At 35.1% G+C, this 12,774-nt stretch carries 12 protein-coding genes and 2 pseudogenes; 10 read left to right on the top strand and 4 right to left on the bottom strand.

The genetic code is table 11. The features are described 5' to 3' along the window. Positions 1–9 precede the first annotated feature (9 nt). Positions 10–1,116 carry an XRE family transcriptional regulator gene (locus LVY74_RS14400; protein ID WP_237815632.1) on the top strand — a complete coding sequence of 369 codons (1,107 nt, stop codon included), beginning with the start codon at positions 10–12 and terminating at the stop codon, positions 1,114–1,116. Positions 1,117–1,274: 158 nt separating this feature from the next. Here LVY74_RS14400 and xseB read toward each other — a convergent pair whose 3' ends face one another. Together xseB and xseA are read right to left on the bottom strand one after the other, a co-directional pair. Then, on the bottom strand, positions 1,275–1,475 hold the full coding sequence (gene xseB / locus LVY74_RS14395; protein WP_237815631.1) for an exodeoxyribonuclease VII small subunit: 201 nt from the start codon (positions 1,473–1,475) through the stop codon (positions 1,275–1,277). Next, positions 1,468–2,730: an exodeoxyribonuclease VII large subunit gene (gene xseA, locus LVY74_RS14390; protein ID WP_237815630.1), complete on the bottom strand. Its 1,263-nt coding sequence runs from the start codon at positions 2,728–2,730 to the stop codon at positions 1,468–1,470. The genes xseB and xseA overlap by 8 nt, the downstream gene beginning before the upstream one ends. Before the next feature lie 637 nt (positions 2,731–3,367). Between xseA and LVY74_RS14385 the strand changes: the two genes are divergently transcribed. From LVY74_RS14385 to LVY74_RS14350, 8 genes and pseudogenes are all read left to right on the top strand, one after another. Then, positions 3,368–3,718: a helix-turn-helix domain-containing protein gene (locus LVY74_RS14385; RefSeq protein ID WP_016165486.1), complete on the top strand. Its 351-nt coding sequence runs from the start codon at positions 3,368–3,370 to the stop codon at positions 3,716–3,718. A 3-nt stretch (positions 3,719–3,721) separates the two neighbouring features. Beyond that, positions 3,722–4,255 (top strand): ImmA/IrrE family metallo-endopeptidase, encoded by a 534-nt coding sequence (locus tag LVY74_RS14380; protein WP_237815629.1) that lies wholly within the window; start codon positions 3,722–3,724, stop codon positions 4,253–4,255. A gap of 371 nt (positions 4,256–4,626) precedes the next feature. Further along, entirely contained in the window at positions 4,627–4,860 is a 234-nt protein-coding gene (locus tag LVY74_RS14375; protein ID WP_237815628.1) for a hypothetical protein, read from the top strand. A 20-nt stretch (positions 4,861–4,880) separates the two neighbouring features. Beyond that, entirely contained in the window at positions 4,881–5,126 is a 246-nt protein-coding gene (locus tag LVY74_RS14370) for a hypothetical protein (RefSeq protein ID WP_237815627.1), read from the top strand. A 7-nt stretch (positions 5,127–5,133) separates the two neighbouring features. Then, positions 5,134–5,385, top strand: a complete 252-nt coding sequence (locus LVY74_RS14365; RefSeq protein WP_237815626.1) for a hypothetical protein — start codon at positions 5,134–5,136, stop codon at positions 5,383–5,385. 30 nt (positions 5,386–5,415) lie between these two features. Then, positions 5,416–5,652 carry a hypothetical protein gene (locus LVY74_RS14360; RefSeq protein ID WP_237815625.1) on the top strand — a complete coding sequence of 79 codons (237 nt, stop codon included), beginning with the start codon at positions 5,416–5,418 and terminating at the stop codon, positions 5,650–5,652. A gap of 98 nt (positions 5,653–5,750) precedes the next feature. Next, positions 5,751–6,161 (top strand): reverse transcriptase domain-containing protein, encoded by a 411-nt coding sequence (locus LVY74_RS17780; protein ID WP_269091419.1) that lies wholly within the window; start codon positions 5,751–5,753, stop codon positions 6,159–6,161. 46 nt (positions 6,162–6,207) lie between these two features. Then, positions 6,208–6,321: pseudogene (locus LVY74_RS14350) on the top strand (transposase domain-containing protein); the annotation flags it as partial. A gap of 41 nt (positions 6,322–6,362) precedes the next feature. On the opposite strand, the gene LVY74_RS14345 reads toward LVY74_RS14350, so the two are convergent. Beyond that, positions 6,363–9,098 carry a UvrD-helicase domain-containing protein gene (locus LVY74_RS14345; RefSeq protein ID WP_237815624.1) on the bottom strand — a complete coding sequence of 912 codons (2,736 nt, stop codon included), beginning with the start codon at positions 9,096–9,098 and terminating at the stop codon, positions 6,363–6,365. Between the two features lie 235 nt (positions 9,099–9,333). Between LVY74_RS14345 and LVY74_RS14340 the strand changes: the two genes are divergently transcribed. Next, entirely contained in the window at positions 9,334–12,393 is a 3,060-nt protein-coding gene (locus LVY74_RS14340; RefSeq protein WP_237815623.1) for a DEAD/DEAH box helicase, read from the top strand. Between the two features lie 131 nt (positions 12,394–12,524). On the opposite strand, the pseudogene LVY74_RS14335 reads toward LVY74_RS14340, so the two are convergent. Beyond that, positions 12,525–12,772: pseudogene (locus LVY74_RS14335) on the bottom strand (tyrosine-type recombinase/integrase); the annotation flags it as partial. Between the last annotated feature and the right edge of the window lie 2 nt (positions 12,773–12,774).

Genomic DNA, 12,774 nt, shown 5'->3' with positions numbered 1-12,774 from the left:
TGACTAGCCATGACAACACAGTTTAATGGCTTGGAACTAAAACTTCTTAGACAATTTCATGAATTATCTTTAGAAGAGTTAGGTGGCAAGCTGGATTCTGACTATACACGTCAATATCTTCATAAAGTTGAAACTGGGCAGACTCTACCCAATGATCAATTTATTGACAAGGTGGCGCATTATTTTAATGTGCCACAGTCCTTTTTTATGCAACTAAAACCTGTTTTACAGGAAGAGCAGATCAATTTTAGAAGTAATCGTACTGCTAAAATTTCCTTTAAGCAGATTGTTATTGCTAGAGGTGAATATATAAATCGATTGACTGAATATTTGGACTCAAAATTGAGACTACCAAAATATGATATTCATACTGCAGATGATGAGCCAATGACGCAGAATCCTGTAATTGAGTCTATTGCTGAGGAATGTCGTGAAAAGTGGGGCTTGGGCTTAGGACCAATTAGTAATATGGTTAGGCTTTGCGAAACTCATGGCATTATAGTGACAACATTTCCTTCTATTTCGAAAGAAGTAGATGCTTTATCTTTAGCTACAAAGCGTCCAATTTTTGTGCGTAATGAAGCGAAGGAAAGTATATGCCGTCAGCGCTTTGACTTGGCTCATGAGCTTGGTCATCTTGTTCTTCATGATGGTATTGTTACAGGGGATCAGTTAACTGAGTCACAAGCAAATCACTTTGCTTCTGCTTTGTTAATCCCTCAAGTTATGATGCGTACGCACTTTCCAACTTGGTACAAGAATGGTCGATATAATTGGTCTAAGTTGAGTGAGTTTAAACAAACTTGGAAGGTCAGTAAGGCTGCAATTTTGTACCGTGCCAAGCAATTGGGTTTATTAACTCAAGAGCAATATACCAGTGGTGTGATTTACCTGAAAAAAACAGGTGAGGGCATTACTGAAAAAGAAGATCATTTAATCCTTAAGGAGAAGCCTGAGCTCCTCCAAGCTTGCTTTGCTATGCTTGCGAAAAAGAAAATTTTTGCAGAGGATATAGCTCAAGCTTTGGGTGTGAATGTGGGCTTCCTAGAAAATTTGGTTGGTATGGAAATTCCAAGAAAACCAAGAGTTTTAAGAATTGTAGAAGAAACTGCCTAAAGGGCGGTTTCTTTATAGCACTAATTTAAAATGTGTATTCAATTTAAAGGTAGTACCAGTCTTTCATAATTTCTCTATTTGATTGAGAAGTGAATAGTGCATGAAAGCTGATCTCATTTCAGGAATATTTAAGTGAGGAGTGAAACAGTAATTTACTTTTAGCTTTGATCTTTAAACGTATCATTTAGGGCCTGTTGCACAGCATCCACGCGTGACTTACAGGCTTTGTAAGCATTCATTGACTCTTCCACAATCTTCATTAAATTATCGATATCAGGCTGTTCCTGAGATTCAAGCAATTCAGCATTTTTCTGCAGAATATCGAATCCCTCTTTAAAGCTTAATTCTTTCTTAGTCATTTTGAGTCACCTGTGTCACATTGGCTTTGATTAGACCATCCTGTAGTTCTACTTGGATGGCTTCACCTGATATTTGTTGGATAGAACGAATAGCTTTTCCTTCACTACGGACAATCCCGTAGCCTTTGGCCATTACATTTCTAGGGTTTTGTAAAAGAGTTTCGCGGAGTAAGCCTTCAATTTGAGTAGAGGCAAGTTTCAATTGAGATTGAGCAAAGTATTGGGTATCACTCTTCATTAACTCGAGTGTTCTGTTTGCTTCATTGATTTGGTTTTGAGCAAGCGTCTTAATCACTTTGATGTATTGATCATTCTGACCTTGATACGCCGTGATTTGATGTTGAGAGAGCAGCTTTATCTTCTGTAGAGATTCAAGCACGTTCTGAACTCGCTCCTGGATCAGATTTCGAATCCCGCCAATCACTTTACTCGGGGTGTCAAAAGAACGGTTGGCCACTTCATCTAAAATTGTACGGTCTTTTTCGTGGCCAATACCTACCCAGATCGGTACTGAACGTTTACAGAGTAGGGCAGCCAAATCATAGTCATTCAAATAGGATAGATCATTGACCGCACCACCACCACGGATAATCACAATCAGATCAGGTGGGGAATCAAAATCAGTTGCCCATTGCCTTAAACCTGCACTTAAAGATTCAATGATACTTGTAGGGGCTGTATTACCTTGGAATGTTGCGGAATGATAGACAAAGTGACATACACCAGCGCGATCTAGCACATCGGCATCTTTTCGGAAGTCTCCAAGTCCAGCAGCATTCTCTGGGGCAATGACCAGGACATTTTGAATATCGAAGGGTGTTGGAAGCCTCTTGTTTTTATTGACCAATCCTTCAGTGGTTAGCTTTTCAATAATTTGCTGATAGCGCCGTGCAATGTCACCTAATGTGTAACTTGAATCAATATCTTCGACATTGACTGAAAAGCCGTACTGAGGATCAAAGCGAGCTTTAACTTTGATTAGTACGTTGAGATCCTTAGAAAGCTCAACTTTGCTTTCACGCTCAAACTTAAGAACAATTTTAGCTGCAGAGAATTTCCAGATGGTTGCTCTACAGCTGGCGACTACCTTATCCGTATGTTCGTCTTTTTCAGCAAGCTCTAAATAGTAATGACCACCTTTTATACTTAGGTTTCGGATCTCAGCTTTTACCCATACAGGTTCATTGAAAGCAACTTGAATTACTTCCTGAATAGTAGATAAATATTCGCTTAAGGAAAACTGAGGTTCTGACATTAGATTTAGGTTTTATGATGCATGGTTGGATATTATAAAAGCAGCATTAGAAGTGCAAATTGAGAATTTATTTTTTGTTGGCTATGTATTGATATTTAATAAATTTTAACTTGCTAGAATATTCACATTTGTGAAAAATTATGACTAATTTCTTGCTCTGGTAGTTCTCGAGTTAGGTCTGTACTTATCCGTAGTGCAGGCTTTTTTTATGGCAACATTCTTATTCTTAGTGGTTTCAGTTGAATGCCACCACCCAAATTCTAAAGTTCAGTCACATGATTAGGCTTTTTGTTGCTTGCTTAACTAGGAAGAAATCTTACTTATTTCGACATAAGTTTTGACATAAATAGAATGAATCAAAAAGCAAGATATTGAAATCAATAAAAATTGTTCTGACATTTTTTTAGACAGATTTACTTGATCAAAAAGAGAGGTAAATGTTCCGATTCTAAATGTGTATAGTTGGATTTCATGGCACGGTATCTATTCTTAGTAGTAATATTAATAAATTAACCTTTAGGTTGATTTTATAATCCATTGTGTTGAATTAAAGATGAAATTAATATATGATTGATTAATACTGTAAATAGTATTTACTCTTTCAATAATGAATGAGTAACGCAATAGGGTTACGAAAATGTCTAAACTAACAGATTTTGGAAAAGCGATTAGGAAACTTAGGATTGATTATGATACCAATCTTAATGAACTAGCGACTTCAATTGGCGTTAGTTCAGCTTTCTTATCAGCTGTGGAAACAGGAAAAAAGCCAATAAGTGCTGAATTAATTACAAAAATTACAAACGCATTAGGTTTAAGTAAAGCAGAGGAAAATTTGCTTACACATGCTGCTAGTCAAAGTGTTGATAATGTTACTGTTCGAACAAATAGCCCAGAAGAAGCAGAAATTGCTTTGATGTTTGCTAGACGAATTCAGGACGATACTTTGAATATGGCGCAACTTAGAAAAATTCTTGAGGAGAATTGATATATGACATCTGGATGTATGCCTAGAGGTGTTAAAGTCGCGCCTTTAAGTAAACAAAGCATAAAACAAAAAGCACTCATTATTCGTGACAAGATTTTTAAACTGTCACTAAATCAGTCAATAGATTTAAGTCGAGGCTTAGAACATCGATTGCATGAATTAGGTGTCATTTTAGAAGTCTGGGAAATTGAGGATATGCCTGATGTTGAGGCTTTAACTAATCCAGATGCTATGACTATTATTCTTCGTGCAGATACTTATGATGCTTTATGCGATGTATCTGATCCAAAACATTGCCGTGCGCGATTTACTGTAGCACATGAAATAGGGCACTTAATTCTTCATGAGGGTTTTGCCTTAGCACGTGGTGCAGTCAGGCATAAACATTATGAAGATTCTGAATGGCAAGCTGATACGTTTGCGGCAGAGTTACTGATGCCAACACAAGCATGTATTAATTTGACTATTGAAGACATTCAAGAAAAATTCAAAGTTGGCTATAAAGCAGCTAGAAATAAATTTAGTTCTTTAAAATGAAAAAACTGATATGAAAGCTATCTCTCATATCAGTTTCGGATAGTACACCCAAGGGCTATTCGGCTTACTCAGATGACTACTATAAAGCGTGAGAACTTCATTGTAGATCATTTAAGTCAGCTTTTCAAATCTCCTTGGGAGAGGAGGTGAGCTATGTGCTTAAGAAACTAGGTACTCAAGAACCGCCGAAAGGCATGAAATGGATCTTTTGTAGATTCCGTAAAGTACGAGGCAATTCTGGCAAGGTGTTAGATGCGCATGAGTATGGTTATGAGGCATGGGCTTTTCTAGTTCCATGTGCAACTTAAGTGATCTGGTGCACAGGCATTCGTGCTTGTGTGCTTTCTAAAATTAACAATGGAGTATTAAATATGTCTAATTACTTAATCAATCACAAAAATTGCCCTGAATGTGGTGGGCGTATTAAAGGTTATTATTATTACTGTGGCCGTTGTGGGAATCAGGATGTCGTAAATTGGAAATTTACAGGCATATTTCTGATGATTGCTGGTGCTATTTTCTTTCTTGTTATGTATTTCTCAACAAAAAACATCTGTGAAAATCCATTTTTCTCGCAAGCTATATTCTGCAATTTTTTTAAATAATTTATAGGTAGAGTATTAACATGTTTGAAGGATTCATACCTAATTATTCATGTTTATTGCATGCTAGAGATCTTGAAGGAAATATAATCGAAATCCATTTTTTTTCGCAGTATACGCCAGAGCAAGCAATTGAAAAAAGCAAAGATTATTGGACTTATGATCTTATAAGGTTTATAGATTTTCCGACTCCTCAAAGATTTGAGTGGGGGAATAAGACCATAGTTCATCCATTGGATAAAAAAGAATATACTGTTATGTATAAGTAGGTTGGGAATGAAGGTTAAAGATTTAATTAAAAAATTAGAACAGTTCGATCCTGAATTAGAGGTTTTAATTGCCAATGAGGAGGATGAGATCATTGGCCTAAACAACATGGTACGATTCTTTGATGTCAGTCATGTTTCTACTGTTCATGCGGAAACACGAAGAAATGATGTAGAAAGGAATGTTGAATTTACATTCGTAGGAATGCCAACTAAACATTCTAGAGAGTTTATTTTCATTGATGTCGTCTCACAATTTTAGAATTTTTTGAAATTACTTATAGAAGATGGTATGAACAATAATTGTGAAAAATGTACTGTTTTATCTGTAGATAGTATGCCGTTAGGCTGGAATACAATAGTAAAAGAAGGCTGGGTTGACGATCTAAGTGGCGGTACGGAATGGAAGCAATTTGAGTGTATCCATTGCGGATCTATTCATAATATTAAGTATCGTGATGTGGGTGCTAGCCGCTCAAGTTGGTTTTTCAAAAATGAATTACCAAAATACTTGGGATTTAATGATTGAATTCATGCAAAAAATCTGAAAGAAAAAAGCGCCGTTAAGTGCTTTTTTAATTATTAAAACTCTCTCTACTTGCAATACCCGCGATGAAATGCCGGGCCATGCAGGCGCTCCACCTGCTGGCTTTGGAACCCATCGCGGAGACCACCGCTGATCGGAACTCTTATGGGTTCAGATCGCAATGCTCAATCGCGGATGCTGCAGCACAGTGCTTTGGTGTGCTGTCAAGAAAAGTAAATGCGGAATGGGTACTAGAGGGTGACATTCAAGGCTGTTTCGATAATATCAGCCATGACTGGATGATCGCCATCCTCACAAAACACTCCGATGGATCAAAGATCGGTATTTCAAAGTACAAGGAGCGCGTCGATGAGTGTTTTAATGTGATGAACAGTCCGCCGATGGTTGAAGCGACAATACACATTCGTGTCTGCCACGGATACGTCAATTGTACGACATATCAAGTCAAGGCTGCTGCTAACCCTCATGACCCCGCATGGGATGAGTACTGAATCCCAATGGTGTAAAAGCATGCTGGTCTCAGTACAGTGGCGAGTCAAGCTGAATGGGCTAGATCCTTATGCTTATTTGAATGATGTATTAAAAAGACTACCAACACATAAAATGAAAGATATCGAAACACTACTGCCGCATAACTGGAAGCCTGCTTGAATTCAAGCGGGCTTCACTAGATGCTTATGTATGAATAAGATTTAATGTTGTTTTAAATTTCTTTTATAGTCACAATTTGGATAGCGGTTACAAGCCATAAATTCACCATATGGCCCTGTTTTTTTCCAAATGCGTCCTTGATTGCATTTCGGACATCGCCATTTTTCTGGAATATCATGGTTAATAGATGTATTTTGATCCTGAGGTATATAGATGAATTCTTTAAAAATCTGATTACTGGTAATTTCTTCAAGAAAAACTGAACTGCGCTCGCCAATTAAATAAACTTTTTCCTTTGCACGTGTCAGTGCCACATAAAATAGGCGACGTTCTTCAGCAAAGGCATGTATTTCTGGCTGTGGTAAGACTAAGTTGAGAAGAGGATCATCTTCTTTTTCAGCAGGGAATGCGCTACTACCACTATTTAAGCCTAGAAGGATGACATAGTCTGCCTGTAAGCCTTTTGAAGAGTGAATAGTTTTAAACTCAAAAGTACAATTTTTAAGAAATGGCAAAATACTGTCTAAATTAGGTTTGTGGTGTTTATAGCGACCCAAAATATAAATGGTTTTTTTCTTGTCTGAGCCAGTATTGGCATTATTGATTGCCATAATGGTTTTAAGTAGGTATTCATTAATTTCCTGAGTCTTTGTTAAAAAGTTTATTTCAACCACTTTACTACTGGTCTTATCAACGGCATTGACGACTTTTTGAAGCTGCGATTTATTTTTTTGGATAAAGCCACTGGCAACATTGGCAATACCCTGATTGGAGCGGAAGGTCTGGGTAAGTTGTGTTTGTTTGGTATAACCAAAGACCCTTTCAAACTGTGTGAAAATACTGATGTCTGAACCCGCAAAGCGGTATATAGCTTGCCAATCATCCCCAACACAAAATAGCTTTGCTTCTGGTACCTGATTCAATAAGGACAGAATGAGTCTAGCTCTAGCCTGTGATGTATCCTGAAACTCATCCACGATAATAAGCTTGAAAGGGCTTTTGTATTTCTTTTCATTAGTTAACTGAGCAGACTCAATCAGGAGGTCATCAAAGTCGTACTCTTTATTAATTTTCAAGAACTGGTCATATTGTTGGTAAACCTTGGAAAATAGATGTAAAAAAAGACTTTCGCGAAGGCTGAGTGAGGGTCTGGCTAATAGGTCGGCTATATTGGCTTGATTCGATTTGTAATGACTTAAAAAGCTGACATAAAGATCATTCGCATCAAATTCATAAATAGACTGTGCCTTGGAGTTAATCTCAGCAAGGCTACGTGGCTTAAATACCTGTCCTCTTGATTTTAGCTCCTGTTCCAGCTTCTTAAAAATAGCACCTGTAATAAATTCATGAAAGGTTGTACTGATTAAATCAGTTTTATACTTTTGATGAGTTTCTGACTTCCATTTCATGTCATCCATATATTTTTGCCCAAAATGTTCAGGTGTTTTGCCATATTGGTCTACAGCATAATGTTCTAGATATAGATTTATTTCAGGCAGGTAAAAATCAGGCTTATATTGGCGGTGGGCTTCATCGGCTGTTTCATACTCGTAGTTTTTTTCGTACTGATAAGGAATTCCTTGGCTATATAACCAGTTGGCTATTGCTTTTTCACCATGTGATTTAACAATCTCTCCCTGATAGGTTTCGAAGCCATCCTTGAATCTATCAAATGATCGTTTCTGTGCCTTCTGCCAATCATTTCTAGTCTTAAAAGCAAAAGGTGACAACGGAGCTCTTAAATAAGCAGTTTTAAATAAAAGGTACTTTTCCTGAAAGTCTGGGTCAGTTTCGATTAATTGTTGAATAATCCGATTCAGGAGGGCTTTAGGCTTTCCTGCATCGTTGGATACGGATGGGCTTTTACCTGTTGCTTTTCCAATGACCTTAACGCCAAATTTATGGAAATTAAGTGCTTCAACAGTAGTACCAAAATTGGAGAGAATATCCTTTAGCCTAAAGCTAATACGTTCACTTAGTTCTTCGCCTGCATTTTTATTGAATGCAAGAACCAAAATATCTTCTGGTTTATAGAGTCCAGTTAATAGGGCATATCCTACTTTTCCAACAATCGTTGATGTTTTCCCCGAACCTGCTGCAGCGACCAATAGGTTGCGGTCTTCAAAGATGATAGAGGAAACCCGTTGTTCATCAGTTAGGGGAGTACTCTCTACCTGATCGAAAAATTTCTTGAAAGCTTTTAACTCACTTTCAATGAAGCGCTTATTTTTGGCATCAATAGCGTAGTTTGCCTGAATAGATAATTCAATAAACTGCCGTAGTTGTTCAAACTGGTTTTGTAATACTGGCTCAAATGCAAAAGAGCTATCCCGTTGAATGAGACTGCCAAATTGTTCTACTAGGGCTTTTGATCTTTGTAATAAATCTGATCTAAACAGGTTGCATAGACGATAGGATAGGTAAATATTCTGTTGGATAAAATTTTGGTATTCTCTTAAAAATGGTTTTAAAGTTTCCTTAATTTTTTCAGCATTCCTTTTATTTCTCAGGAATTCTGCATCATTATGAAGTTTGATTTGAAACTCTTCAGCTTGTGAGTTGAATATACCTTTGAACTGAAAATTTTGATCGAGCGTTTCCAGTGTTAATGATGACCATATCCAACCTTTCTGAATGTGTGTTTCTAGCACTTGTTCAGGATTAAGCTTTATGATTTTGGTATCCAGTTCAAGTATCAGCTCAGGAAAAGTATAATTGATTCGCCACTTGGTAGAATCTGCAAAGATGTAGCTGAGTAAATTTGGTCTGATATCCATATGTTTTAAAAAATGATTTTTAATAATTTATGATTTCTAGTTAATTATAGAGTTTATAGAAAATTTATTCAGTTTTTTATTGTCTCAAACTCATTGGATTATTTTATCTTTATTTTTATAGATTTAGATAAACAGTAAGTGTATTGGTAATCCTCCCATAAATAACCGAAGTTAAAAGTAGAGTTTCAGCAGCCATTAAAGGAGGCTTTCCTTTGTTAGCTTGGTGCGGTCTTTCATGATTGTAACAATGTATTTTTATGGAGTATTAGCTCTTGTTATAAAGGGTTTATTCTATCATTATGGAATTTATTTCAATAAATTTAATAGGTTAAATATGGGGCTAGTTAGAGTTGATGCTGGAAGTGATAAGTCAAAAGAGCAGATAATTTCATCGTGGAAAACTACCCTAGCTATTCATGAAACAGACTTAAGGCTACCTCAAAAGTCAGCATTACTTAAATGTTTAGACTATGATTTAAATGATGAAGAAGAACCTGTAATAATTAATATGCCTACAGGGACAGGAAAAACGGGCGTCATTGCATCATTGTTATTTAAAGCAATATTTAAGAGGACGCTAATCGTTGTTCCATCCGACTCTTTACGGAAACAAATAAGTGATGATCTCATTGATTTTAAAAAATATATTGATTGGGGGATTCTTCCTGAAAATAGTGAACAACCTATTATTTCTAGGTTAGAGCCAAGAGATATTGATAAAATTGTTGAACATGATTTAGAAGAACAGTTTATTGTCGTTGCAACATCGCAAATTTTTAATTCATTCCAAGATGAAAATTTGAAGGTTTTTTTAAATCAGTTTGATAGGTTGATCTTTGATGAGGCTCATCATAGTGAAGCTCCAACATGGAAAAAACTTCGTGATAATTTCACCCAAAGAAAAAAGAAGATATTTCAATTTACCGCAACCCCTTACAGAGGAGATGGTAAAAAATTAGAAGGAAAACTTATATATCAATATTCAATTGCAAAAGCATTTGATGAGGGTATTTTTGAGAAAATTCAATTTGAAGCTGTCAATGAATATTATGACGAGAAATCCGATGGAGTTGTCGCAAGGAAAGCATTGGAAGTATTACAGAAAGATATTCTGGCAGGGCTAGAGCATGTTCTTATGGTTAAAACTTCTACTATTAAGCATGCAAAAGAATTAAAAAAATTATATACCTCTCTAATAAAAGAATATTTCCCTGAAAAAATGGAAGTTTTATTAGCAACCAGCAAAGATGGAATAAATGAAGAAGATAAAATTAAATTAAAGGAAGGAAAAACACAAATAGTTGTTTGTGTTGATATGTTTGGAGAAGGATATGATTTACCTAATTTAAAAATATTAGCTTTACATAAAAAATGTAAGAGCTTACCAATATTTATGCAATTAGTGGGTCGTTTCACAAGGGTTAATAGAACAAAAAAACTAGGTCAAGCAACAATCATCTCAAATGTTGTTGCAGATGATATTGGAGAGCAATTTCAAGAGCTTTATCAGGCTGATGCAGATTGGAACTTGTTGATTGGGAGTTTAAGTAAAGAAAAAATGACAGATGAATTTTTTAGTTCTTCAATTGATGGTGAATATAATCATGAACTGATAAGAAAATTGTTCTCATCAAATTCATTCTATATTAAAAATAGTGCAACAATTTATAAAGAAATTGATGATGATATTAACGAGATTTTTGAAAAAACTAATCTTAAAAAATATTTTAATAAGTTGTCGGATAATTATATTTCTGCAATTTTTAGGGAAGAAAATTTAGGAATTATCTTGTCAAGAAAGAAAGTTACCCCTATGTGGGTGTCTAGTGATGAGTTACAATTTGATTTGTTCGATATATTCATATTTCTGAGAAAAGGTGCTGACTTATTTATTCATGGAAGTAATAAGGATTTAGTCCAGAATTTAGCAAAAGATTTAGGCTATATTAACTTTAGTTTTCCTGAGTTATTTAGAATGTTTTATGATCTAGAACGTTCAGCGTTTGCAAATTTAGGCATGTTATCAACATCTAGAAATATAAGATTTAGAATGTTTACTGGTACAGATGTCTACAAAGAATTAACACAGCAAGATTTAAATAATAATGCATTATCAAATTTGTTTGGCCATGGTTACATTGACGGTAAGAAAGCTAGCTTGGGGTGCTCTAGGAAGGGTATCACATGGTCAATGTCTAGTGCTAACATTTATCAATGGGTCAAATGGTGTGAATCGTTATATGACAAAATTCATAATGAAAATATTCCTATTGATTCATTTGTTAATAATATGCTTGAGCCATTTAGTGTTGAAAACTTAGCTAACTTTAAAATTCTCAGCATCTCACCTGTTGATTTAATTTCTAAGGCTGTTAATTTGATACGGATTAGAGGAGAGTTGGGCTTAAAAACATTAAATTTTAGCTTTTATGAGGTTTTAAATGTTAAACAAGCTGAAGAGAAAATATGTTTTTCCATAAAAATTTATTTTGAAGATGATTATTTTTGTACACTTGATTATATCTATGATTTAACTCATGGTTTTATTCTAGTTTCCGAGTCTTATAATGGAATAAAACTTAATTGTGAGTCAGATTTTATTAAGGAACTTCCAAAAAAACTTGGGCTTGTTGCTTGGACTTCAGGTTTTGAAGTAATTAGTTTAAATGAAAAAATTGGTTATAAAAACAAATATTCTTACACATTAGAAAAAGATAATGTAACTGAGTTGGACTGGAATGGGGTGGAGATAAATAAAGAGAGTTGGAAGTTTGGGGCAGTGAAAAACTCTGTTCAGGGTAAAATAATTGATGTACTTCAATCTCAAGAAAATAAGCCGAACATATTGTTCTATGACGATGGTAGTAATGAACTTGCAGATTTAGTTGGATTTTGGATTGATGAAGAACAGCAAAAAGTATGTATGCGTTTATATCATTGTAAATATGCTATAGGTACAAAATCTTCTATTGGAGCTGTGAATGAGCTGGTTCAGCAAACCCTTTCAACTTGTGATAAATTATCTGATGCAATAAAAGCATTAAAACAATTAAAGATTAGAGAGAATAACACTTATAAAAAGACTAAAAATAGTAGATTCATATTAGGTGAAATGTCAGATTTAGATGCTTTGATTAAAAAGTATAGAACTTATGACGTTACTATAGAAATAGTATTAGTCCAACCAAGCCTTGATTATTCTGAATTAAACTCTCGTGTTGAATCAGTATTAGGACAGTTGGCATGTATTATTAAACAGACCTTGAATGCTGAAACTTATTATATTATTAAATAAGTATAATGCAGATGAAATTCGAAAGAGATATTTAGTTTACATCACTAATGAAATTAATCTATCAATGCTTCTCCCAATAGGGTAGAAGCATTAATTTATGCTATTTATTTTTTATTTTCACAAAATTTAGCTCAATCAGCCATTAATGCTTTACGTCTTTCGAGATAAGCTCCACGTAAATAAGCGGCTTCAACTTCACCAGGTAATTTATGTGCAAGGACATGTTCACAAACTTCACGAGGATAATCGGTCATATCAGCAGACCAGTCACGAAATGTCGCCCTAAAACCATGAGTGGTAATTACTCGATTTTGTTTTGAGTCAGTATAGCCTAGCCTTTTTCCTTAAGTTGCTGTTCATGCATACACTTTATCAAAGTTA

The sequence above is a fragment of the Acinetobacter sp. ME22 genome (assembly GCF_022012315.1).
Lineage (GTDB): Bacteria > Pseudomonadota > Gammaproteobacteria > Pseudomonadales > Moraxellaceae > Acinetobacter > Acinetobacter brisouii_A.
Note: the sequence above shows the minus strand (reverse complement) of the source record. Positions and strands in the feature narration are given on the sequence as shown.

What these genes read in the sequence shown, in the direction of transcription:
- LVY74_RS17780 (WP_269091419.1), top strand. Translation starts at nt 5,751, where the DNA reads ATGCAGGCGCTCCACCTGCTGGCTTTGGAACCCATCGCGGAGACCACC.
- LVY74_RS14360 (WP_237815625.1), top strand. Translation starts at nt 5,416, where the DNA reads ATGAACAATAATTGTGAAAAATGTACTGTTTTATCTGTAGATAGTATG.
- xseA (WP_237815630.1), bottom strand. Translation starts at nt 2,730, where the DNA reads ATGTCAGAACCTCAGTTTTCCTTAAGCGAATATTTATCTACTATTCAG.
- LVY74_RS14375 (WP_237815628.1), top strand. Translation starts at nt 4,627, where the DNA reads ATGTCTAATTACTTAATCAATCACAAAAATTGCCCTGAATGTGGTGGG.
- LVY74_RS14385 (WP_016165486.1), top strand. Translation starts at nt 3,368, where the DNA reads ATGTCTAAACTAACAGATTTTGGAAAAGCGATTAGGAAACTTAGGATT.
- LVY74_RS14365 (WP_237815626.1), top strand. Translation starts at nt 5,134, where the DNA reads ATGAAGGTTAAAGATTTAATTAAAAAATTAGAACAGTTCGATCCTGAA.
- LVY74_RS14380 (WP_237815629.1), top strand. Translation starts at nt 3,722, where the DNA reads ATGACATCTGGATGTATGCCTAGAGGTGTTAAAGTCGCGCCTTTAAGT.
- LVY74_RS14340 (WP_237815623.1), top strand. Translation starts at nt 9,334, where the DNA reads ATGATTGTAACAATGTATTTTTATGGAGTATTAGCTCTTGTTATAAAG.
- LVY74_RS14400 (WP_237815632.1), top strand. Translation starts at nt 10, where the DNA reads ATGACAACACAGTTTAATGGCTTGGAACTAAAACTTCTTAGACAATTT.
- LVY74_RS14345 (WP_237815624.1), bottom strand. Translation starts at nt 9,098, where the DNA reads ATGGATATCAGACCAAATTTACTCAGCTACATCTTTGCAGATTCTACC.
- LVY74_RS14370 (WP_237815627.1), top strand. Translation starts at nt 4,881, where the DNA reads ATGTTTGAAGGATTCATACCTAATTATTCATGTTTATTGCATGCTAGA.
- xseB (WP_237815631.1), bottom strand. Translation starts at nt 1,475, where the DNA reads ATGACTAAGAAAGAATTAAGCTTTAAAGAGGGATTCGATATTCTGCAG.